At 69.2% G+C, this 21086-nt stretch carries 20 protein-coding genes; 15 read left to right on the forward strand and 5 right to left on the reverse strand.

From position 1 onward, the window contains the following. The first annotated feature begins 65 nt into the window (after positions 1 to 65). From proC to FOZ76_RS19235, 5 genes are all read left to right on the forward strand, one after another. Positions 66 to 893, forward strand: a complete 828-nt coding sequence (proC, locus tag FOZ76_RS19215) for a pyrroline-5-carboxylate reductase (protein ID WP_143949902.1) — start codon at positions 66 to 68, stop codon at positions 891 to 893. A 130-nt stretch (positions 894 to 1023) separates the two neighbouring features. Continuing rightward, a complete protein-coding gene (livH, locus tag FOZ76_RS19220; protein ID WP_143949903.1) occupies positions 1024 to 1938 on the forward strand; it encodes a high-affinity branched-chain amino acid ABC transporter permease LivH in 915 nt (304 codons plus the stop codon). Then, entirely contained in the window at positions 1938 to 3161 is a 1224-nt protein-coding gene (gene livM, locus FOZ76_RS19225; RefSeq protein ID WP_143949904.1) for a high-affinity branched-chain amino acid ABC transporter permease LivM, read from the forward strand. Before livH ends, livM begins: the two co-directional genes overlap by 1 nt. Then, positions 3158 to 3964 (forward strand): high-affinity branched-chain amino acid ABC transporter ATP-binding protein LivG, encoded by an 807-nt coding sequence (livG, locus tag FOZ76_RS19230; protein WP_143949905.1) that lies wholly within the window; start codon positions 3158 to 3160, stop codon positions 3962 to 3964. The genes livM and livG overlap by 4 nt, the downstream gene beginning before the upstream one ends. Then, positions 3964 to 4665: an ABC transporter ATP-binding protein gene (locus tag FOZ76_RS19235; protein WP_143949906.1), complete on the forward strand. Its 702-nt coding sequence runs from the start codon at positions 3964 to 3966 to the stop codon at positions 4663 to 4665. The genes livG and FOZ76_RS19235 overlap by 1 nt, the downstream gene beginning before the upstream one ends. Before the next feature lie 13 nt (positions 4666 to 4678). Here FOZ76_RS19235 and wrbA read toward each other — a convergent pair whose 3' ends face one another. Further along, entirely contained in the window at positions 4679 to 5296 is a 618-nt protein-coding gene (wrbA, locus tag FOZ76_RS19240; protein WP_143949907.1) for an NAD(P)H:quinone oxidoreductase, read from the reverse strand. Between the two features lie 139 nt (positions 5297 to 5435). On the opposite strand from wrbA, the gene FOZ76_RS19245 reads away from it, so the two are divergent. After that, a complete protein-coding gene (locus FOZ76_RS19245) occupies positions 5436 to 7667 on the forward strand; it encodes an acyl-CoA dehydrogenase (protein ID WP_246129642.1) in 2232 nt (743 codons plus the stop codon). Here FOZ76_RS19245 and FOZ76_RS19250 read toward each other — a convergent pair. Further along, positions 7646 to 8938, reverse strand: a complete 1293-nt coding sequence (locus FOZ76_RS19250; RefSeq protein ID WP_143949909.1) for an NCS2 family permease — start codon at positions 8936 to 8938, stop codon at positions 7646 to 7648. The two genes, FOZ76_RS19245 and FOZ76_RS19250, sit on opposite strands and share 22 nt — an antisense overlap. A gap of 74 nt (positions 8939 to 9012) precedes the next feature. Here FOZ76_RS19250 and tsaD point away from each other — a divergent pair, with 74 nt between their 5' ends. Continuing rightward, positions 9013 to 10053: a tRNA (adenosine(37)-N6)-threonylcarbamoyltransferase complex transferase subunit TsaD gene (tsaD, locus tag FOZ76_RS19255; protein ID WP_143949910.1), complete on the forward strand. Its 1041-nt coding sequence runs from the start codon at positions 9013 to 9015 to the stop codon at positions 10051 to 10053. Positions 10054 to 10131: 78 nt separating this feature from the next. Here tsaD and plsY read toward each other — a convergent pair whose 3' ends face one another. Next, positions 10132 to 10812, reverse strand: a complete 681-nt coding sequence (gene plsY, locus FOZ76_RS19260) for a glycerol-3-phosphate 1-O-acyltransferase PlsY (RefSeq protein WP_143949911.1) — start codon at positions 10810 to 10812, stop codon at positions 10132 to 10134. A 124-nt stretch (positions 10813 to 10936) separates the two neighbouring features. Between plsY and surE the strand changes: the two genes are divergently transcribed. The 5 genes from surE to rlmD all read left to right on the forward strand — a co-directional run bounded on the left by surE (position 10937) and on the right by rlmD (position 15718). Then, positions 10937 to 11683: a 5'/3'-nucleotidase SurE gene (gene surE / locus FOZ76_RS19265; RefSeq protein ID WP_143949912.1), complete on the forward strand. Its 747-nt coding sequence runs from the start codon at positions 10937 to 10939 to the stop codon at positions 11681 to 11683. A 29-nt stretch (positions 11684 to 11712) separates the two neighbouring features. After that, complete coding sequence (locus FOZ76_RS19270) at positions 11713 to 12561, forward strand: protein-L-isoaspartate(D-aspartate) O-methyltransferase (RefSeq protein WP_143949913.1); 849 nt, start codon at positions 11713 to 11715, stop codon at positions 12559 to 12561. Between the two features lie 79 nt (positions 12562 to 12640). After that, positions 12641 to 13504, forward strand: a complete 864-nt coding sequence (locus tag FOZ76_RS19275) for a peptidoglycan DD-metalloendopeptidase family protein (protein ID WP_246129641.1) — start codon at positions 12641 to 12643, stop codon at positions 13502 to 13504. A 3-nt stretch (positions 13505 to 13507) separates the two neighbouring features. Beyond that, the gene (locus tag FOZ76_RS19280) at positions 13508 to 14293 is read left to right on the forward strand and encodes a 3'-5' exonuclease (RefSeq protein WP_143949915.1); all 786 of its coding nucleotides are present in this window, start codon (positions 13508 to 13510) and stop codon (positions 14291 to 14293) included. Positions 14294 to 14314: 21 nt separating this feature from the next. Next, positions 14315 to 15718: a 23S rRNA (uracil(1939)-C(5))-methyltransferase RlmD gene (gene rlmD, locus FOZ76_RS19285; RefSeq protein ID WP_281283020.1), complete on the forward strand. Its 1404-nt coding sequence runs from the start codon at positions 14315 to 14317 to the stop codon at positions 15716 to 15718. Positions 15719 to 15751: 33 nt separating this feature from the next. On the opposite strand, the gene FOZ76_RS19290 is transcribed toward rlmD, so the two are convergent. Together FOZ76_RS19290 and FOZ76_RS19295 are read right to left on the reverse strand one after the other, a co-directional pair. Continuing rightward, positions 15752 to 17077 (reverse strand): NAD(P)/FAD-dependent oxidoreductase, encoded by a 1326-nt coding sequence (locus tag FOZ76_RS19290; protein ID WP_425473316.1) that lies wholly within the window; start codon positions 17075 to 17077, stop codon positions 15752 to 15754. Between the two features lie 339 nt (positions 17078 to 17416). Further along, entirely contained in the window at positions 17417 to 18115 is a 699-nt protein-coding gene (locus tag FOZ76_RS19295; RefSeq protein ID WP_143949918.1) for a Bax inhibitor-1/YccA family protein, read from the reverse strand. A gap of 290 nt (positions 18116 to 18405) precedes the next feature. Between FOZ76_RS19295 and ndk the strand changes: the two genes are divergently transcribed. The 3 genes from ndk to FOZ76_RS19310 are packed head-to-tail and all read left to right on the forward strand — an operon-like array spanning position 18406 to position 21083. Continuing rightward, positions 18406 to 18831: a nucleoside-diphosphate kinase gene (gene ndk, locus FOZ76_RS19300; RefSeq protein WP_143949948.1), complete on the forward strand. Its 426-nt coding sequence runs from the start codon at positions 18406 to 18408 to the stop codon at positions 18829 to 18831. Positions 18832 to 18843: 12 nt separating this feature from the next. After that, a complete protein-coding gene (gene rlmN, locus FOZ76_RS19305) occupies positions 18844 to 20013 on the forward strand; it encodes a dual-specificity RNA methyltransferase RlmN (protein WP_143949919.1) in 1170 nt (389 codons plus the stop codon). Then, the gene (locus tag FOZ76_RS19310; RefSeq protein WP_143949920.1) at positions 20010 to 21083 is read left to right on the forward strand and encodes a helix-turn-helix domain-containing protein; all 1074 of its coding nucleotides are present in this window, start codon (positions 20010 to 20012) and stop codon (positions 21081 to 21083) included. The genes rlmN and FOZ76_RS19310 overlap by 4 nt, the downstream gene beginning before the upstream one ends. The last annotated feature ends 3 nt before the right edge of the window (positions 21084 to 21086 follow it).

Consider the following 21086-nt stretch of genomic DNA (forward strand, 5'->3'; position numbering starts at 1 on the left):
CGAGCGGTTCCGCGTCCAGGCGCAGGCGGCCCACCGTCGTCAACCCAACATTTCTGCATCCACATATGATCGATACTTCGATTGCCTTCATCGGCGGCGGCAACATGGCCGCTGCACTGGCTGGCGGCCTCGCCGGCAAGGTCGTCAGCGCGGAGCGCATCCACGTGCTGGACCCCAACGTCCAGAGCCACGACGCCTGGCGGGCACGCGGCGCGAGCGTCGCCGCGCAGCCGGACGAGGCGCTCGCGCGCGCGGCCGTCTGGGTGTACGCGGTCAAGCCGCAGATCATGAAGGAGGTCGTCGCGCAGACGCGTCCCTGGCTGCGCGACACGCTGGTGATCAGCGTGGCCGCCGGGCTGCGCGGGGACACGCTGGCCGGCTGGCTGGGCGAGGGCGGCCAGCCGCACGGGCGCGTCATCCGCTGCATGCCCAACACGCCCGCGCTGATCGGCGCGGGCGCGAGCGGCCTGGCGGCGCAGGCGGGCGTGGGCGCCGCCGACCGCAAGTTGGCCACCACCTTGCTGTCGGCCGTCGGCGAAGTGACCTGGGTGGCGGACGACGCCGCGCTGGATGCCGTGACGGCGCTCTCGGGCAGCGGCCCGGCCTACGTCTTTCTCGTGATCCAGGCCTTGATCGACGGCGGCGTGTCGCTCGGGCTGAGCGCCGAACAGGCGCGCCAGCTCGCCCTGGCGACGCTGGCCGGCGCCACGCGCCTGGCGGCTGAATCCGACGAGAGCCCCGAGGTGTTGCGCCAGCGCGTCACCTCCAAGGGCGGCACGACGGCCGCGGCCATTGGCGTCATGCAGGCCCAGGGCCTGGAAGCCACGATCGCGCGAGCCATGCGTGCCGCCGCCGAGCGCGCGCGAGAGATGGGGCAGGAGTTCGGCGCCTGAGGACTGGGCCCGGCCCGTGCGCGCCAGCGCGCAACGCTTGACGAAGTCCCGCGCCTGTCCCCAAGATTCAGGCGCGGCCAGTCCGGCGGCCCACGAAGCCGCCGCCAGTGTGCTTCCTAAGCGAGCGAGCATGGACTTCTTCATCCAGCAGGTGTTCAACGGCTTGAGCCTGGGGGCGATCTACGCGCTGATCGCCATCGGCTACACGATGGTCTACGGGATCATCGGCATGATCAACTTCGCCCACGGCGAAATCTACATGATCGGCGCCTATACCGGGCTGGTCGCGCTGACGGCCGTCGGCGTGGGCGGCGGCCTGCCTTTGCCGCTGCTGCTGGCGGTGATGCTGGTCGCCGCGGTGGCGGTGACCGGCGTCTATGGCTTCTCGGTCGAGCGGGTGGCCTACCGGCCGGTGCGCGGCGGGCCGCGCCTGGTTGCGCTGATCTCGGCCATCGGGATGTCGATCTTCCTGCAGAACTGGGTGGCCCTGGGCCAGGGCGCGCGCGACGTGGCCGTGCCCTACCTGATCGGCGGCGGCGTGAGCATGGAGCTCGCTTCCGGCTTCGTGGTGACCGCGCCGTATTCGCGCATCCTCATCATCGTCGTTACCGTGGTGCTGATGATCGCGCTCACGCTGTTCATCAAGTATTCGCGCATGGGGCGGGCTTGCCGGGCGTGCGCGCAAGACCTGCGCATGGCCAACCTGCTGGGCATCGACACCAACCGGGTGATCTCGTTCACCTTCGTGCTGGGCGCGATGCTGGCGGCGGTGGGCGGGGTGCTGATCGCGCTGTCGGTCGGCAAGCTCAACCCCTTCATCGGCTTCATCGCGGGCATCAAGGCCTTCACCGCGGCGGTTCTGGGCGGCATCGGCAGCGTCCCGGGCGCCATGCTGGGCGGCGTGCTGCTCGGCCTGGCCGAGACCTTCGCAGCGGGCTATATCTCCTCGCAGTACAAGGACATCGTGGCCTTCCTGCTGCTGGTGCTGATCCTGCTGTTCCGCCCGACCGGCCTGCTCGGCAAACCTGAAGTGGAAAAAGTCTGATGCGCGCGCAGCTCAAGAGTGCCGTGATCGCCGCGCTGGCCACCATCGTGCTGGTCACGCCGATCTTCGGCCTGCAGATCGTGCGCCAAGGCGCACTCAACACGCTGCAGCCGCACTGGGCGCTGGTGTTCGGCGCCGCGGCCATCGTCTTCGTCTTCCAACTGGTGCGCCCGTCCTTCGCCAAGGTCGGGGCGCACGTGCGCCTGCCGGTGCTGCCGGCGCTGCAGCCCGCCCACCACAAGGTGGCCGTGGGGCTGCTGCTCGCGGTGTTGCTGGTCTGGCCGTTCTTCGGCACGCGCGGCGCGGTCGACCTGGCCACGCTGGTGCTGATCTACGTCATGCTCGGCCTGGGGCTGAACATCGTGGTCGGCTTCGCCGGCCTGCTCGACCTGGGCTTCGTCGGCTTCTATGCCGTGGGCGCCTATACCTACGCGCTGCTCTTCAAGTTCTTCGGCTTCGGCTTCTGGGAGGCCTTGCCGGTGGCCGGGGCGATGGCCGCGCTGTTCGGCTTTCTGCTTGGTTTCCCCGTGCTGCGCCTGCGCGGCGACTACCTGGCCATCGTCACCCTGGGCTTCGGCGAGATCATCCGCCTGCTGCTCGTCAACCTGACCAGCCTGACGGGCGGACCCGACGGGGTGCCCGGCATTCCCAAGCCCACGGTATTCGGCCTGGAGATGACGCGCCGGCCGGCCGAAGACCAGGTGAGCTTTCACCAGTTCATGGGCTGGGAGTTCAGCAGCATCCACATGGTGATCTTCCTGTACCTGATGGCCCTGCTGCTGGCGCTGGCGACGCTCTACGTGTCGAACCGCCTCATCCGCATGCCCGTGGGACGCGCCTGGGAGGCGCTGCGCGAGGATGAGATCGCCGCGCGCTCGCTGGGCTTGAACCCCACTCGCATCAAGCTGTCGGCGTTCACGCTGGGCGCCATGTTCGCCGGTTTCGGCGGCGCCTTCTTCGCGGCGCGCCAGGGGCTGGTCAATCCGGAGTCCTTCACCTTCATCGAGTCTGCCCTGATCCTCGCCATCGTGGTGCTGGGCGGCATGGGCTCGCAGCTCGGCGTGATCCTGGCCGCGGTGTTCCTCACGCTGCTGCCGGAGCTGGCGCGCCAGTTCGCCGAATACCGCATGCTGCTGTTCGGCCTGGTGATGGTGCTGATGATGGCCTGGCGGCCGCAGGGCCTGCTGCCCATGCGCCGGCCGCAGGTGGAGCTCAAGCGATGAGCGCCGCCGTGCAGAATCCGCCGGCCGCGCACGCCGATGGCGCGGTGCTGCTGTCGGTGGCCGAGCTCAGCATGCGCTTCGGCGGCCTGCTTGCGGTCAACGGCGTGGGCTTCGACGTGCGCGAGCACGAGGTGTTCGCGATCATCGGGCCGAACGGCGCCGGCAAGACCACGGTGTTCAACTGCGTGGGCGGCTTCTACAAGCCGAGCAGCGGCCGCATCCTCATGGACGGCAAGCCGATCGCCGGCCTGCCCAGCCACAAGGTGGCGCACTACGGGCTGGTGCGCACCTTCCAGAACGTGCGGCTCTTCAAGCAGCTCACCGTGCTCGAGAACCTGTTGGTCGCGCAGCACCGCAAGGTCGATACGCGGCTCTGGTCCGGGCTGCTGGCGACCCGGCGCTATCGATGCGCTGAGGCCGAGGCCCTGGAGCGCGCCGCGGCCTGGCTGGAGCGGCTGGGGCTGCTCGCCTTCGCCAACCGCGAGGCCGGCACGCTCGCCTACGGGCACCAGCGACGCCTGGAGATCGCGCGCTGCATGGTCACCGAGCCGCGCCTGCTCATGCTCGACGAGCCGGCGGCGGGCCTGAACCCGCATGAGAAGGTCGAGTTGCGCCAGCTCATCGACCGCCTGCGCCGGGAGCACGGCGTGGCGGTGCTGCTCATCGAACACGACATGAGCCTGGTCATGGGCATCTCCGACCGCATCCTGGTGATGGAGCACGGCGAGCCCATCATGACCGGCTCGCCCGGCGCGGTACGCAACGACCCGCGGGTGATCAAGGCCTATCTGGGGGAAGCGTGATGCTGGCGCTGCGCGATGTCCATACGCACTACGGCGCGATCGAGGCCCTGGGCGGCGTGTCGATCGAGGTGCGCCAGGGCGAGATCGTCAGCCTGATCGGCTCCAACGGGGCCGGCAAGACGACGCTGCTCATGACCGTGTGCGGCTCGCCGCGAGCAAGCTCGGGCGCCGTGCTCTTCGAGGATGAGGACATCACCGGGTGGCCGACCCATCGGATCATGCGGCACGGTATCGCCGTCTCGCCGGAAGGCCGCCGCGTGTTTCCCGACCTGACCGTCGCCGAGAATCTGATGATGGGCGCGTTCTTCCTGCAGGGGCGCGAAGTTTCGCGGGGGCTGGAGCACGTCTACTCCCTGTTTCCGCGCCTGAAGGAGCGCGCCAACCAGCGGGCCGGCACCATGTCGGGCGGTGAGCAGCAGATGCTGGCCATCGGGCGCGCGCTGATGAGCCGCCCGCGCCTGCTGCTGCTGGACGAGCCCACCCTGGGCCTGGCGCCGATGATCATTGCGCAGATCTTCGAGATCGTGAAGACCATCCGCGACGAGGGCATCACGGTGTTCCTGGTCGAGCAGAACGCCAACAAGGCGCTGCAGGTGGCCGATCGCGGTTACGTGCTCGAGAGCGGCAAGGTGGTGCTTGCCGACACGGGCGCGGCGCTGCTCGGCAACGAGGCCGTGCGCCGCGCCTACCTCGGCGGCTGACGCGCCGTGGGCGTCAGGCCGCGGCGCGGCCGCGCTCGAGCGCAGCGGTGATCTCGGCGACGTGGCGGCCCTGGTAGCGCGCGCCGTCCAGTTCGTTGGCCGTCGGCTTGCGCGAGCCGTCGCCGCCCGCGATGGTCGAGGCGCCATAGGGCGAGCCGCCGGTGATTTCGTCGACCCGGGTCTGGCCCTGGAAGCTGTACGGCAGCCCGACCAGCACCATGCCGTGATGCAGCAGCACGGTATGGAAGCTGAGGATGGTCGATTCCTGGCCGCCGTGCTGGGTGGCCGTGGAGGTGAAGACGCTACCGACCTTGCCGACCAGGGCTCCCTTGGCCCAGAGCCCGCCGGTCTGGTCGAGGAAGTTCTTCATCTGCGAGGCCATGTTGCCGTAGCGCGTGGGCGTGCCGAACACGATGGCGTCGTAGTCGGCCAGTTCTGCCGGCGCGGCGATGGGCGCGGGCTGATCGAGCTTGTAGTGCGAGGCTTTGGCGACTTCCTCGGGCACCAGCTCGGGGACGCGCTTGATCGCCACCTCGACGCCGTCGACCCCGCGAGCGCCTTCGGCAACGGCATGGGCCAGACTTTCCACGTGACCGTAGGTGGAGTAGTAGAGGACGAGGATCTTGGGCATGGAGGCTCTCCAGGCGGGTGAGGAAGGGGAGTTGCCACTGTAGCGTCTATCGTGCCCGCCCTCGATGTCGAGCCGCGCGACGCGGCACGAAAGCTGCTGTAACGCGGCGTATCGCAGAGGAGACGAGTCCATGGCGGAAATGACCTGGCGCCAGAGGCGGCTGAGCAAGCCGTTGTACGAGCGCATGGCGGCGGTGATGCCGCGCATGTCGGCTACGGAGCGCGAAGCCATCGAGGCCGGCGACACCTGGTGGGACGCCGTGCTGTTCAGCGGCCGGCCGCACTGGGCGACGCTCCTGTCCCTGCCCAGCGCGCAGTTGAGCGCCGAGGAGCGCGCTTTCCTGGAGGGGCCGGTGAACCATCTGTGCGCCATGCTGGATGACTGGGATGTCCAGTGGCGGCGGCGCGACCTGCCCGAGGCGGTCTGGCGCTTCCTGCGCGAGCACCGCTTCTTCGGCATGATCATCCCCAAGGCGTATGGCGGGCTCGGCTTTTCCGCGTATGCGCATTCCGAGGTCGTGCGCCGCGTCTCGAGCCGGTCGGGGCCCACGGCGGTGACGGTGATGGTGCCGAACTCCCTGGGCCCGGGCGAGCTGCTGATGCTCTTCGGCACCGAGGCGCAGCGCGACGACTGGCTGCCGCGCCTGGCCGACGGGCGGGCGATCCCGTGCTTCGGGCTGACCAGCGAAACCGCCGGGTCCGACGCGGCCGGCATGACCGATACGGCAGTCGTTTGCCGCGAGCACCGCGACGGAAGGGACACGCTCGGCCTGCGGCTGAACTTTCGCAAGCGCTACATCACCCTCGGTCCGGTGGCGAGCGTGCTGGGCGTGGCCGTGCGCCTGTCCGATCCGCAGGGCCTGCTGGGCGGTGCGAGCGAGCGCGGCATCACCCTGGTGCTCGTGCCGGCGGACACGCCGGGGGTGCGCACCGGAGCGCGCCACCTGCCGGCGATGCAGATGTTCCAGAACGGCCCGATCGAGGGCAAGGACGTCTTCGTCCCGATGGATGCGGTGATCGGCGGCGAGGAGCACATCGGCGACGGCTGGCGCATGCTGATGACGGCGCTGGCGGCCGGGCGGGGGATCTCGCTGCCTTCGCTGTCGGCCGCCGCCGGCGCCTATACCGCGCACGTGAGCGGCGCCTACGCACGCATTCGCGAGCAGTTCGGCCTGCCGATCGGGCGCTTCGAAGGCGTGCAGGAAAAGCTCGGCATGCTGGCGGCGCGCGCCTACATGCTCGATGCAGCGCGCCGCATGACCTGCGCGGCCATCGATGCGGGCCACCGGCCGTCGGTGATGTCGGCCATCATGAAATACCACGCCACCGAGCACATGCGGGCTTCGGTCAACGACGCCATGGACATCCACGGCGGCAAGGCGGTCATCGACGGGCCGGCGAACTACCTGGGCGTGCTGTACCGGGCGGTCCCGGTCGGCATTACGGTGGAGGGTGCGAACATCCTCACGCGCAACCTCATCATCTTCGGCCAGGGAGCCATCCGCTGCCACCCGTTTCTGCGTGACGAAATGGCGGCCCTGGCCGACCCCGACAAGGCGCGCGGGCTGCGCCGCTTCGACAGCGTGTTCTGGCGCCACGCACTGCACACCGCCGGCAATGCGCTGCGCGCCATCGGCCATGCCTGGACCGGTGGGGTCTTCGCTCCGGCGCCGGCGCTGGCCGATGTGCGGCCGTACTTCCGCGAGATCGCACGCCGTTCGGCCGCGTTCGCGGTAATCGCCGACGCCTGCCTGGCTGCGCTGGGCGGTGCGCTCAAGCGCAAGGAGATGCTCTCGGCCCGCCTGGGCGACATGCTGTCCGAGCTGTACCTGGCGAGCGCCGTGCTCAAGCGCTGGCACGACGAAGGCCGCCATCACGAGGACGTGCCGCTCGCGGCCATGGCCGTGACGGCCTGCATGGCGCGCTTCGACGCTGCGCTGGACGGTGTGCTTGCGAACCTTCCCGCGCGGCCATTGGCCTGGACCTTGCGCGTGATGCTCATGCCCTGGGGCCCGCAGCGTGGCCCGTCGGACGCCCTGGTGCGTCGCTGCTCGCAGATCCTGCTGGCACCGTCGGCCAGTCGCGACCGTCTGGTCAGCGGGCTGTACCATCCGTCGCACGGGCCCGGGCTGGCCGAGCTGGAGCGGGCGTTCGCCGCAGTGATCGCGGCCGAAGGCGCCCAAGCGCGGTTGCGCGAGGCCAGGCAGGAGGATGTCGAAGCCGCGCTTGCCAGCGGTGTCGTCACGGCGCAAGAGGCGGGGTTGCTGCGCGCGGCGCACGCGGCCGTGGCGGCCGCGGTGCGGGTGGATGTGTTCGCGCCGGGCGAGCTCGCCGGCGCGGCGTCCGACGATCAGGACGGAAAGAACACGTAGCGGGCGATGAACAGCGCTGACACCGCCCACATGGCGGGATGCACGTCGCGCGCGCGGCCGGTCGTGACCTTGAGCACCGTGTAGCTGATGAAACCGAAGGCCAGGCCGGTGGCGATCGAATAGGTGAAAGGCATGGCCAGCGCGGTCAACGCGGCGGGCACCGCCTCGGCCACGTCGTCCCAATCGATCTCGACCAGATCACGCATCATCAGGCCGGCGACGAACAGCAGCGCGGGCGCGGTGGCATAGGCGGGCACGGAGCCTGCCAGCGGCGAGATGAACAGGGCGGCGAGAAACAGGATGGCGATGACCAGGGCGGTGAGGCCGGTGCGCCCGCCCGCCTGCACGCCGGAGGCGCTCTCGACGTAAGCGGTGGTGCTGCTGGTGCCGAGCAGCGAGCCGCCGACGATCGCCGTGCTGTCGGCGAGCAGGGCGCGGCCCAGGCGGCTGTCGGGGCCGTCCACCGCCAGCTTGGCTCTCTTGGCCACGCCCATCAGCGTGCCGGTGGCGTCGAACACTTCGACCAGCACGAACACCAGCACGACGTGCAGCAGGCCGCCCTTCATCACGTTGATGATGTCCAGTTGCAGGAAGGTGGGCGCCAGGCTGGGGGGCGAGGAGAACACGCCCTGGAACTGGTTCAGGCCGAGCATCATGCTGGCCACGGTGACGAACAGGATGCCGATCAGGATCGCGCCCTTGACGCGCAGGGCATCGAGCGTGGCGATCACGAAAAAGCCCACGATGGTGAGCAATACCGGCGCGCTGGTGAGATCGCCCAGCGTGACCTTGGTGGCTGGGTGCGACACCACGATGCCGCTGCTGCTCAGGGCGATGATGGCCAGAAAGAGGCCGATCCCGGCCACGATGCCGGAGCGCAGCGAGCGCGGGATGCCTTGGATCAACCAGCGCCGGATGCCGGTGATGGTCAGGATGAGGAAGATGATGCCGGAGATGAACACGGCGCCCAGGGCTTCCTGCCAGGTGTAGCCCAGCGTCTCGACCACGGTGAAGGCGAAGAACGCGTTCAGGCCCATGCCGGGGGCCATGCCGATCGGCCAGTTGGCGACGAACGCCATCATCAGCGAACCGAGGGCGGCGGCCAGGCAGGTCGCCACGAACACGGCGTTGCGATCGATGCCGGTGTTCGACAGGATGTCCGGGTTGACGAAGATGATGTACGACATCGTGAGAAAGGTCGTGAGACCCGCCACGATTTCGGTGCGCACGGTCGTGCCGTGCTCGCGCAGTTTGAAGAGTCGTTCAAGCATGAGTGCCCGGAATGGTCGAAGGCCGTCGGAGCCCGCACGGGGCCATGACGGCATGGGAGTTGTAAACTTTCGGCATGATTATTCTCGGATTCGAAAGCTCGTGCGACGAAACCGGCGTTGCCGTGGTGGATACGCAACGCGGTTTGCTGGCGCACGCGCTGCACAGCCAGGTCGCCATGCACGAAGACTATGGCGGCGTGGTGCCGGAACTCGCCTCGCGCGACCACATCCGGCGCGTGCTGCCGCTCACGCGCGAGGCGCTGGCGCAGGCCGGACTGGGCCTGGATGACGTCGATGCCGTGGCCTACACCGCCGGCCCGGGGTTGGCCGGGGCGCTGCTGGTGGGCGCGAGCGTGGCCCGCTCGATCGCCTGGGCGCGCGACCTGCCCGCGATTCCCATTCACCATCTGGAGGGGCATCTGCTGTCGCCCCTGCTCGCCGACCCCCGGCCCGAATTTCCCTTCGTGGCGCTGCTCGTGTCCGGCGGGCACACCCAGCTCATGCGGGTGGATGGGGTCGGCCAGTACACTCTGCTGGGCGAGACCCTGGACGATGCGGCCGGCGAGGCCTTCGACAAGACCGCCAAGCTGCTCGGCCTGGGCTACCCCGGCGGGCCGGCGCTGGCCGCGCTGGCGGAAGGGGCGGACGAGACCCGCTTCGAGCTGCCGCGGCCCAAGCTGCACAGCCAGGATCTGGACTTCAGCTTCAGCGGCCTCAAGACAGCGGTGCTGACGCGCCTGCGCCAGCTCGAGCGCGATGCGCCCGAAGGCCGTGTGGCCGAATCCGATCGCGCCGCGCTGGCGGCGGCGACGCAGGCGGCCATCGTCGACGTGCTCGTGGCCAAGTCGCTGCGTGCGCTGAAGGAGACCGGCCTGAAGCGGATCGTGGTGGCGGGCGGCGTCGGCGCCAACCGCCGCCTGCGCGAGCGGCTCGTTGCCGGGCTCGCCCGATTGAAGGGCCAGGCCTATTTTCCGCCGCTGGCCCTGTGCACCGACAACGGCGCCATGATCGCCTTTGCCGCCGCCATGCGCGTCCAGGCTGGCCTGGCCGACCTGACCGACACCAAGCCCGCCTTCGACGTCCATCCGCGCTGGGCCTTGTCCGAAATAGGCTAGCGCCCCCTCGCGGAGGATGTCGCGCAGCGGCGGGAGGGCACCAGCCGGCCTCCCGCGCGGCGCCTCCTTGTCCTGTGTTCAGCGCTTGCTGTGCCCGGCGTTGCCCGCCGCACGAGCCTTCTTGCCGGCGCCGATGCGCGGCTCGGTGCCTGCCAGCAGGCGTTCGATGTTGGCCCGGTGGCGGTAGATCAGCAGCAGGCTGATGAGACCGATCGCCACCCCGATGGGGGCGTTGCCCGGCCATGCGACGCCTGCCCCGAAGAGATAGAACAACGGTGCGAAGACCGCGGCGCACAGGGCGGCCAGCGACGAGATGCGCAGGAAGACGGCGACGATCAGCCAGGTGGCCACCGTTGCGAGCGCGAGCAGCGGCTGGACGGCGAGGAGCACGCCCAGTGCCGTGGCGACGCCCTTGCCGCCCTTGAAACGCAGGAAGACCGGGTAGAGATGCCCGAGGAACACCGCCAGCATGACGAAGGGCACGACGCTGCCGCCCGGGTGCTGGCCCCAGCGCAGGGCGACCCACACGGCCAGCCAGCCCTTGGCGGCATCGCCGAGCAGCGTGAGCGCGGCCGCCACCTTGTTGCCTGAGCGCAACACATTGGTGGCGCCGGGATTGCCGGAGCCGTAGCTGCGCGGGTCCTGCAGGCGCATGAGCCGGCTCACGAGCACGGCGAACGGTACCGAGCCGAGCAGGTAGGCCGCCACCACGGCCAGGACGAGATACGGCAGAAAGGGCAGGGCGGCGATGGCGGTCATGGTAAGCGGACGCAACGAGAAGGCGCCAAGAATACACCGCTGCGTGAACGCAACGGAATGCGGGGCGATCCGGATGCGATCGGCACTTTGGAATAAAATTCTTACTTTTCGGCGAGGTAAGTACGTGTTCATTCTGGTTGCCAACGACGATGGCTACGCCGCGCCAGGGCTGCAGGCGCTGGTCGAGGCGCTGAACCCGCTTGCCGAGCTCATGGTGGTGGCGCCCGAGGTGAACCACAGCGGCGCGTCGAATTCGCTCACGCTCAACCGGCCGCTCTCCGTGCACCAGGCGGCCAACGGCTTTCGCTACATCAACGGCACGCCGTCCGATTGCGTGCACGTGGCGCTCACCGGGCTGCTCGACCGGCGGCCCGACCTGATCGTGTCCGGCATCAACAACGGCCAGAACATGGGCGAGGACACGCTGTATTCCGGTACGGTCGCGGCGGCCGCCGAGGGTTATCTGTTCGGCATTCCGGCGATCGCCTTCTCGCTCGAGCAAAAGGGCTGGGCGCACCTGGACAGCGCCGCCCGCGTCGCGCGCGACGTGGTCGAGCGCGCCATCGCCCATCCGCTGCCCGCGCCCTCGCTGCTCAATGTGAACATCCCGAGCCGTCCCTACGAGGACATGGCCGGCGTGCAGGTGACCCGGCTCGGCCGGCGGCATGCGTCGGAGCCCGTAGCCCGCTCGACGTCTCCTTTCGGCGACGAAATCTTCTGGATCGGCCCCGCAGGCAAGGTGGCGGACGATACGCCCGGTACCGATTTCCACGCCGTCGCCCAAGGCGCGGTGTCGATCACGCCGTTGCGGCTCGATCTGACCCATGGCGAGCAGATTCCTTCCCTGCGCGCCTGGATGGGGCTGGGCTGAATACAACCAAGGCGAGGCGCAACCCAGGCATGCACGACGCAAGACGGCAAAAAGGGGGGGCGACGCCCGCCAACAGCAATACTCGGCTCTCGACCGGACTGGTGCAGCGCGCGCCCGCGCGCCTGGCACCGACGCCGGCGCCCACGCCCACCAACAGCAATACCCGCATGAGTCTCGGCCTGGGCCGGCCGCTCGCGGAGTCCGGTGCCGCGCCCTGGCCGCTGGCCAGCCGCACACCGGCGATCGCGGAGAGCCGCATGCGCGAGCGCATGGTCGAACGCCTGCATGCCGAGGGCATACGCGACAAGCGCGTGCTGGCGGCGATGCTGCGCATGCCGCGGCACATGTTCGTCGACGAAGCGCTGGCCAGCCGCGCCTACGAGAACGCGGCGCTGCCGATCGGCTACGGACAGACCATTTCGCAGCCGCGCATCGTCGCGCGCATGATCGCCACGGCGCGCAACGGCCGTGAACTCGGCCGCGTGCTGGAGGTCGGAACCGGATGCGGCTATCAGGCGGCGGTGCTTGCCGGGGTGGCGCGCGAGGTGTACAGCATCGAGCGCGTGCGCCCGCTGCATGAACAGGCGTCGGCGCGGCTGCGCATGCTGCGTCTGCCCCAGGTGCGTCTCATTCTGGGCGACGGCACGCGCGGGCTGCCGGCCTTCGCGCCCTTCGATGCGATCATCGTCGCTGCCGCCGGCCTGCATGTTCCCCAGGCGCTGCTCGCGCAGCTCGCCTTGAGCGGCAGGCTGGTCGCACCCGAGGGCGGTGCCGAGCAGCGTCTGGTGGTCGTCGAACGCGTGGCCGCCGAACGCTTCGTGCGCACCGAGCTGGAGGCGGTTCGTTTTGTGCCCCTGCAAACCGGGGTACAGTTATGACCTCGGGCCCGAGCGCCAACCTCGCGGGCCGCGAATTCACAGAACAACGCAGTCGAGTAGTCTGAGCAAGGAGAGTTTGATGTTGAGCACAGGGTTAGGCCCGATCCACGCGCGCGGCATGCTGCGCCTGTCCGGCGTGATGTTGGCGGGCGCCTGGCTGTTGGCGGCGTGCACGGCACCCACGCGCGCGCCGATCACCGACATGTCGGCGCAACAGCCGCCGGTCGAGGCCACATCGCCAGAAGCTGGCGGCGCCGGCGCGTCGAGCTACGTGATCCGGCCTGGCGACACCCTGTACTCCATATCGCGGGCGCATAACGTCCCCTGGCAGGATCTCGCTCGCTGGAACAACATCACCGATCCGTCGCAGCTTCGCGTGGGCCAGAGCCTGCGCATCGAGGGCGGCGCGTCCGCGCCGACGCAGGTCCAGCCGCCCACCGGGGTGGCCCAGGTCGAGCCCATCGGCGGTTCGGGCGTGCAGACGCGTCCCGTGCCGGGCATCGGCGGCGCGCCGGACGCTACCCCCGCCACGCCTGCGCCCACCGATACGCAAAAGCCCGCGCCTGCCAACACCAGCGGGATCGACTGGCTGTGGCCCGCCAACGGCAAGATCGTCGCCCAGTTCAACGCTTCCCTGAACAAGGGCGTGGATATCGAGGGCGCGGTGGGCGATCCGGTGGTGGCGGCGGCTGACGGCATCGTGGTCTACAGCGGCAGCGGCCTGCGCGGCTACGGCAACCTGCTCATCGTGCGCCACAACCCGACCTACCTGTCGGCCTATGCCCACAACAGCGTGCTGCTCGCCAAGGAAGGCCAGCAGGTGCGTCGCGGCGAGAAGATCGCCGAGATGGGCCAGACCGACGCGCCCTCGCCACGGCTGCATTTCGAGATCCGGCGCAACGGCACGCCCGAGGATCCCATGCAGTATCTGCCGCAGCGTTGATCGATGACGCCCACGCTGGTCTTCGATCTCGAAACCATCCCCGACGTCCAGGGCCTCAGGGCCCTGAACGACTGGGCGCAGGGGCTGGATGACGCCGCCGTCGTCGAGCGCGCCTGTGCCGAGCGACGCGAGGCGGTGGGGCATGATTTTCTGCCCTTGCACCTGCAGCGCATCGCCGTCGTGGGCTGCGTCTTTCGCGACGACCAGGGCTTCCGGGTACGTACGCTGGGCCAGCCGGGCGACAGCGAAGCCACGCTGATCCAGCAGTTCTTCAAGACGATCGACTACTACACGCCGACCCTGGTGAGCTGGAACGGTTCGGGCTTCGATCTGCCGGTGCTGCACTATCGCGCCTTGATGCACGGCGTGCAGGCGGCGCGCTACTGGGACACCGGCAACGACGATCGCGATTTCCGCTTCAGCAACTACATCAGCCGCTACCACATGCGGCATGTGGACCTGATGGACGTGCTCGCCAAGTACAACGGCCGGGCCAATGCGCCCATGGACCAGTTGGCGCGGCTCTGCGGGTTCCCGGGCAAGCTCGGCATGGACGGCAGCCAGGTATGGCCCGCCTGGCAGGCCGGCCGCCAGGACGAAGTGCGCGCCTATTGCGAGACCGACGTCGTCAACACCTGGCTGCTGTATTGCCGCTTTCGCCTGATGCGCGGCGAGCTGGCGCCGGAACACTACGAGGCGGAAGTCGCCCTGGTGCGCGACACGCTGGCCTCGATCGATGCGCCGCACTGGCGGGAATACATTGCGGCCTGGCCGGCGCCGCCGGCGTGACTCCCATCGACCGGACGCGCCATGCGCCGGTCACGACCCATCATGCAAGACTATCTGGATATCGAATCGCTCGACCTCGAGGCGCGCGGCATCGCGCGCCGTGACGGCAAGGTCGTGTTTGTCGAAGGCGCGCTGCCGCAGGAGCGGGTGACGACCAAGCCCATCAAGCGCAAGCCTTCCTACGAAATCGCGCGCGTGGACACCGTGCTGCGCGAGTCCTCGCAGCGTGTCGCGCCGCGCTGCGCGCACTTCGGCGTGTGCGGCGGCTGTGCCATGCAGCACCTGCAGCCGTCGGCGCAGGTCGCGGTCAAGCAGCGTGTGCTGGAAGACGCGCTCTGGCACGTCGGCAAGCTCGTCCCGCAGCAGTTGTTCGCGCCCATCCATGGCCCGACCTGGGGCTATCGCTACCGCGCGCGCCTGACGGCGCGGCTGGTGCCCAAGAAGGGCGGGATGCTGGTCGGCTTTCACGAGAGAAAGAGCAGCTACGTGGCGGACATGCGTGAATGCCATGTGCTGCCGCCCCACGTCGCGGCCTTGCTCATGCCCTTGCGCGAGCTGCTGGCGGGCATGTCCGCGCCGGACCGGCTGCCACAGATCGAAGTCGCGGTGGGCGACGTATCCACCGCGCTGGTGCTGCGCCACCTGATGCCGCTCACGGACGACGACAAGGCCCGCTTGCTGGCGTTCGGCGAACGCCATGGCGTGCATTGGTGGCTGCAGCCCAAGGGGCCGGACACGGTGCACGCCCTGGTGCCGGAGCACGAGGCGCTGCTGGCCTATGCCATGCCCGAGTTCGGGTTGCGCATGCCGTTTCGCCCGACCGACTTCACCCAGGTGAATCATGCGATCAACCGCGTGCTCGTCTCGCGCGCGTTGGCGCTGCTCGCGCCGCAGGCGCACGAGCGCGTGGCCGACTTGTTCTGCGGGCTGGGCAATTTCAGTCTGCCGCTCGCCACGCGCTGCCGCGAAGTGCTGGGCGTGGAGGGCAGCGCCGCGCTGACCGACCGCGCGCTGCAGGCGGCGCGCGCGCATGGGCTGGACGCGCACACCCGCTTTGCCACCGTCAACCTGTTCGAAGTCGATGCCGACTGGCTGCGCGCACAGGGGCGTTTCGACCGCATGCTGATCGACCCGCCGCGCGAGGGCGCGCATGCGGTGTCGCAGGCGCTGGCCGCGCTGGAGCCGCGCGAACGGCCCCGGCGCATCGTCTATGTGTCCTGTAACCCGGCGTCGCTGGCGCGCGACGCCGCCATCCTGGTCCACGAGGGCGGCTATGTGCTGCGCGGGGCCGGCGTGGTCAACATGTTTCCACACACGGGACACGTCGAATCGATTGCCATATTCGAGGCCGCGAGAGATCCGGCGAGCCCCGCCGAACCCATGGCCAGAGCCGGCAGGCACGGGGACGAAGCGCCTCTCGAATGAACCGCCTCCCGGCGCTCGAGTTCAGGACGGTGCTCAGTGCAGCTTGACGCGGGGATGGGTCCGGCGCAGCAGCAGGCGGCCGAAGGCCAGGCTGATCGTTCGCCCGAGCCCGAGCACCGTGTAGTGGTGCATCAGGTGCAGGCTCATGTACATCAGGCGGGCGACCAGCCCGCTCACGAAGAAGCCGCGGTCCATGAGCCCGCCCATCAGGCTGCCCACGCTGCTTTGCGTGCCGAGCGATACCAGCGAACCGTGCTCGGTATAACGAAACGGCGTGTTGTCCGGCGTGCCGCCGCGCATCAGCATGCCCAGCCGTTTGGCCAGATACGCGGCCTGCTGGTGCGCGGCCTGGGCGCGGGCCGGCACCGTGCCTTCTGCGTCCACGCGAGGGGCGGCGGCGCAGTCGCCCAGCGCGAACACCGCGGGATCGGGCGTGGCCAGGTGCGCGTCGACGACGATCTGGCCGACACGGTTCAGGGGCAGCTCGAGCGCGCGCAGGACCGTCGGCGCACTGATCCCCGCCGCCCAGACGCACAGATCGGCGGGCAGGACGCGGCCGTCGGCGGTGAGTACGCTGTCGGCACGTACCTCGGCGATCCGGGTGTCGGTCTCCACCCGGATGCGGCGACGCTGCAAGGCGGCAAGGGCGGAGGTCGAGACGCGCTCGGGCAACGGGCCGAGCAGCCGTGGCCCGACCTCGACCACCGTGATCGAGATGTCGCGCATAGGGTCGAAGTCGCCCTGGGTGTAGTCGGACGCCAGATTGCCGGCATCGCGCAGTTCAGCCGCGAGTTCCACGCCGGTGGCGCCGCCGCCGACGATCACCAGATGCACCAGCGGGGCCCCTTCGCCGGTGGCGCGGCGGTCGTCCGCGCGCACGACCGCGCGCAGCAGCGTGGCGCGAAAGTGTTCGGCCGAGGCCGTGGTGTCCAGGGCGATCGCGTGTTCCTCGGCGCCGGGCGTGCCGAAGAAATTGCCCAGGCTGCCCAGCGCGAGCACCAGCCCATCGTAGGGAATGCTGCGCTCGGGCAGCACCAGGACGCCCTGCTCGTCGAGCAGCGGCGCCAGTTGAACGCGCTTGGCCTGCCGGTCGATCGACGCGATGCTGCCCGGCACGAAGCTGAAGCCGTTGATGTGCCCCAGCATGCGGTACGACAGCCCTTCCTGGTGGATGTCCAGGGTGCCGGCCGCCACTTCGTGCAGCGAGGGCTTCCAGATATGGAAGGGTGAGCGGTCGATCAGGAAGACGCGGGCAGGGCCGAAGCGGCGCCCCAGGCGGGCGGCCAGTTCGAGCCCGCCCGCACCGCCGCCGGCAATCACGATGCGCTGTAGAGTCGGCTGGTCTGGCATGGTGTCGATGGTCTGTCAGTGGATGGGCGCGAATGGGGAATGGGAAAGGGCCCCCACGCTGCGCCTTCGGCTTGCTGCCCCCCAAGGGGGCGCTTTTCATCTTGGGAGCGGCCCGGCGATGAAAAAGGGCCCCCCACGCTGCGCCTTCGGCTTGCTGCCCCCAAGGGGGGCGCTTTTCATCTTGGGAGCGGCCCGGCGATGAAAAAGGGCCCCCATGCTGCGCCTTCGGCTTGCTGCCCCCCAAGGGGGGCGCTTTTCATCTTGGGAGCGGCCCGGCGATGAAAAAGCCCCGGGACTAGGCCCCGGGGCTCAGCAATTCGCACGCCCGGGGCGCGGCCCGGACCGGCGTCAGTCGCGGTCGCCGCCAAAGATGCCGAGCAGCATCAGCAGGTTGGCGAAGACGTTGTACACGTCGAGATAGATGGCGAGCGTAGCCGAGACGTAGTTGGTTTCGCCGCCGTTGATGACGCGCTGCAGGTCGACCAGCATGAAGGCCGAGAAGATGCCGATCGCCAGCACCGAGATCGTCAGCATCAGGGCCGGGATCTGGAAGAAGATGTTGGCGAGCGCGGCCACCAGGATGATCACGGCGCCGGTGAACAGCCACTTCTGCAGATTGGACAGATCGCGCTTGATGGTGCTGGCGAGCGTGGCCATGGTGGCGAACACGGCCGCGGTGCCGCCGAACGCGGTCATGATCAGCGTGGCGCCGTTGTTCATGCCGAGCACGAAGCCGATCAGGCGCGAGAGCATGATGCCCATGAAGAAGGTGAAGCCCAGCAGCAGGGCGACGCCCAGACCGTTGTTCTTGTTCTTCTCGATGGCGAACATCAGGCCGAACGCGCCGGCCAGGAATACGATGGCCGACAGGCCCGGGCTGCCGCCCATGACCTGCGCGATGCCCGTGTTCAGGCCGACCGCGGCGCCGATGACGGTGGGTATCAGCGAGAGCGCGAGCAGCCAGTAGGTATTGCGCAGCACCTGGTTGCGGCCGACGGCGCTGCCGGCGCCCGGGTGGGCAATGGTGGAAGTACGAAAGTCGTTCATTGTTGTGCAGGCTCCGTAGGTGCAACGTTGAGAGTCGGCCAAATGGCAAGGCTCACGCACGCGCGCGAGGCCCCTGGCGCTTGTGACCTCGGCCGCCGGCAAAGGTTCCCGTCGGGAGCCTGTGCGGCGAGGTTGCCGTGTGCGGTGGTGGGCGAGGGCGGCGCCAGGCACGGCGGCGCCCGTGGTCGCCAGCGGGCTGCGTCGAGCGCAAAGCCGGGCGCCACCCTCGCATGATACAATCGAACGTCGCTATTTCAACCTCAAAGTCTCTGTTTTTATTGGAGTTTTCGATGTCTGTCGAACGTACCCTGTCGATCATCAAGCCCGACGCCGTGGCCAAGAACGTTATTGGCCAGATCGTGGCCCGTTTTGAAGGCGCAGGGTTGAAGGTCGTGGCTGCCCGCCTGACGCAGCTCTCGCGCGCCGATGCCGAGCGTTTCTATGCCGTGCACAAGGAGCGCCCCTTCTTCAAGGATCTGGTCGATTTCATGGTTTCCGGCCCGGTCTTCGTGCAGGTGCTGGAAGGCGAGAGCGCCATCCAAAAGAACCGTGACCTGATGGGCGCCACCGATCCCAAGAAGGCTGCCGCCGGCACCATCCGCGCCGATTTCGCCGACAGCATCGACGCGAACGCCGTGCACGGTTCCGACGCGCCCGAGACGGCTGCCGTCGAAATCGCATTCTTCTTCCCCGAAATCAACATCCACAGCCGCTGATCCGGCACTGCCATGTCCGCTCTAGCCCATACCTCCACGCACGCGGCGCGTACCAACCTGATCGGGTTGGACGGCGCCGGCTTTGCCGACCTGGTGGCGGGATGGGGCGGCAAGGCATTCCGGGCCAAGCAGTTGCAGCGCTGGGTGCACCAGCGCGGCGTGGCCGATTTCGACGCCATGACCGACCTCGCGCGTGATTTTCGCACCCGGCTCGCCGCCGAGTGCGAGGTGCATGCGCCGGGCGTGACGCTGCACCATCGCTCGCGCGACGGCACGCGCAAATGGCTGTTCGACGTCGGCGCCGGCAACGCGGTGGAGACCGTGTTCATCCCGGAAGACGACCGCGGCACCCTGTGCGTGTCGTCCCAGGCCGGCTGCACCGTCGCCTGTCCGTTCTGCTCCACGGGGCACCAGGGCTTCAACCGGAACCTGCGCACCGACGAGATCATCGGCCAGCTCTGGTGGGCCCGGCACGCCATTCTCGCCGACGGCGACAACGGCCGGCTGGGCGAGGCCGTGCCGGTCGATGGCCGCGTCATCAGCAACGTGGTCATGATGGGCATGGGCGAGCCCTTGCTGAACTACAGTGCGCTGCTGCCGGCGCTGCGCCTGATGCTGGACGACAACGCCTATGGCCTGTCGCGCCGGCGCGTCACGGTGTCGACTTCCGGCGTGGTGCCCATGATGGACCGGCTGGGCCGCGATTGCCCGGTCGCGCTGGCGGTGTCGCTGCACGCGCCGAACGACGCCTTGCGTGATCGGCTCGTGCCGCTGAACAAGAAGTATCCTCTGCGTGAGCTGCTCGACGCTTGCCTGCGTTACCTGGAGCACGCGCCGCGGGATTTCATCACTTTCGAATATGTCATGCTCGATGGTGTCAACGACACCGACGAGCATGCGGAACAACTCATCGGGATAGCTCGCCAGGTCCCGTGCAAGCTCAACCTGATTCCGTTCAATCCGTTCAAGGAATCGGGCTTGCGACGTTCGTCGCCGGCGCGCGTGAGGCTTTTCGCGCAGCGGCTGATGGACGCCGGCATCGTGACCACGGTGCGCAAGACGCGCGGCGATGACATCGATGCGGCGTGCGGCCAACTGGCAGGCGACATCCGCGACCGCACGCGTTTGACCGAACGCGCGGCGCAGCGGGCCATCCCCATCGTCGTTGAGGCGCGTGCATGACGCAGCAGTCGCAGTCGGGCATCGAACATTTCATGGCGGCGGGTAGCGCGTCAGGCAGTGAGCCGCCCGCGCGCGCGGCGGCGTCGGCCACGGGAGGCGCCAGTTTCGGGGCGTCGCTGCGCGCCTTGCGCGAGGCCCGCCACTGGACGGTGGCCGACGTGTCGGCCCGGCTCAAGTTCGCGCCGCGCCAGATCGAGGCCCTCGAGGCGGACCAGTGGGAGAATCTGCCGCAGGGCCCCTCGCTGCGCGGCCTCGTGCGCAACTACGCGCGCCTGCTCGAGCAGGACCCGGACACCATGATGCGTGCGATCCCGGCGCATCTGCAGCACCAGCCGCCGCGCTCGGCCGGCAGCTTCACGGGCATGGCGGTGGGTGAACCGCTGCCGCGTACGCGGGGCGGCGGTCCGCGCCGCTGGCTTGCGATGCTGTTCTGGCTGATCGTCGTGTGCGTTCTGGCGCTCGCCGCCTACCTGGTCGTCGTCTGGTGGCTGCCGCGCATGGGCGATGCCCGTCCGGAGCCGGCCGGCAACGAGCTCGGCCTGCCGCTCAGCATGAGCAACGGTGCGAACGGCGCTGCGTCCACTGGCCAGATCGTGCTGCCGCCGGCCACGCAGGTTCCGCCGGTCGAGCCGCCGCCCGCAGCGCCAGTAGCACCCATGGCACCGCCGGTGCCCGCCACGCCTGCCAATCCGCTGGCGCCCGCAGCGAGCGCCATCGCCCAGGGCGGCACGCCCGCCGCGCCGGACGCGCCCGCACCGGCCGAGCCCGAGGCAGGCACGCAGGCCGAGCAGGCCGCTGCACCGGCCGATGCCACGCCGCCGGCGGTGGCGCTCGGCAATCAGGTCGGCTTGAACGTGACGAGCGCGAGCTGGGTCGAAGTGCGCGATGCCAGCGGCGCCGTGGTGCTGTCCGCCACGCTGCAGCCGGGCAACCAGCAGGAGGTCACCGCGAATCCGCCGGTGCGGCTGGTGATCGGCAATGCCAACGGTGTCACGCTGAGCTGGCGTGGCGCTCCGATCGATCTCGCGCCACACCAACGCGGCAATGTGGCCCGCCTCACCCTCGAGTAGCGC

This window comes from Verticiella sediminum (genome assembly GCF_007558815.1).
GTDB lineage: Bacteria > Pseudomonadota > Gammaproteobacteria > Burkholderiales > Burkholderiaceae_B > Verticiella > Verticiella sediminum.

Bases quoted from the DNA above. Each gene is read 5' to 3' on its own strand.
- proC (WP_143949902.1), top strand. From the start codon at position 66: ATGATCGATACTTCGATTGCCTTCATCGGCGGCGGCAACATGGCCGCT.
- livH (WP_143949903.1), top strand. From the start codon at position 1,024: ATGGACTTCTTCATCCAGCAGGTGTTCAACGGCTTGAGCCTGGGGGCG.
- livM (WP_143949904.1), top strand. From the start codon at position 1,938: ATGCGCGCGCAGCTCAAGAGTGCCGTGATCGCCGCGCTGGCCACCATC.
- livG (WP_143949905.1), top strand. From the start codon at position 3,158: ATGAGCGCCGCCGTGCAGAATCCGCCGGCCGCGCACGCCGATGGCGCG.
- FOZ76_RS19235 (WP_143949906.1), top strand. From the start codon at position 3,964: ATGCTGGCGCTGCGCGATGTCCATACGCACTACGGCGCGATCGAGGCC.
- wrbA (WP_143949907.1), bottom strand. From the start codon at position 5,296: ATGCCCAAGATCCTCGTCCTCTACTACTCCACCTACGGTCACGTGGAA.
- FOZ76_RS19245 (WP_246129642.1), top strand. From the start codon at position 5,436: ATGACCTGGCGCCAGAGGCGGCTGAGCAAGCCGTTGTACGAGCGCATG.
- FOZ76_RS19250 (WP_143949909.1), bottom strand. From the start codon at position 8,938: ATGCTTGAACGACTCTTCAAACTGCGCGAGCACGGCACGACCGTGCGC.
- tsaD (WP_143949910.1), top strand. From the start codon at position 9,013: ATGATTATTCTCGGATTCGAAAGCTCGTGCGACGAAACCGGCGTTGCC.
- plsY (WP_143949911.1), bottom strand. From the start codon at position 10,812: ATGACCGCCATCGCCGCCCTGCCCTTTCTGCCGTATCTCGTCCTGGCC.
- FOZ76_RS19270 (WP_143949913.1), top strand. From the start codon at position 11,713: ATGCACGACGCAAGACGGCAAAAAGGGGGGGCGACGCCCGCCAACAGC.
- FOZ76_RS19275 (WP_246129641.1), top strand. From the start codon at position 12,641: ATGTTGAGCACAGGGTTAGGCCCGATCCACGCGCGCGGCATGCTGCGC.
- FOZ76_RS19280 (WP_143949915.1), top strand. From the start codon at position 13,508: ATGACGCCCACGCTGGTCTTCGATCTCGAAACCATCCCCGACGTCCAG.
- rlmD (WP_281283020.1), top strand. From the start codon at position 14,315: ATGCGCCGGTCACGACCCATCATGCAAGACTATCTGGATATCGAATCG.
- FOZ76_RS19295 (WP_143949918.1), bottom strand. From the start codon at position 18,115: ATGAACGACTTTCGTACTTCCACCATTGCCCACCCGGGCGCCGGCAGC.
- ndk (WP_143949948.1), top strand. From the start codon at position 18,406: ATGTCTGTCGAACGTACCCTGTCGATCATCAAGCCCGACGCCGTGGCC.
- rlmN (WP_143949919.1), top strand. From the start codon at position 18,844: ATGTCCGCTCTAGCCCATACCTCCACGCACGCGGCGCGTACCAACCTG.
- FOZ76_RS19310 (WP_143949920.1), top strand. From the start codon at position 20,010: ATGACGCAGCAGTCGCAGTCGGGCATCGAACATTTCATGGCGGCGGGT.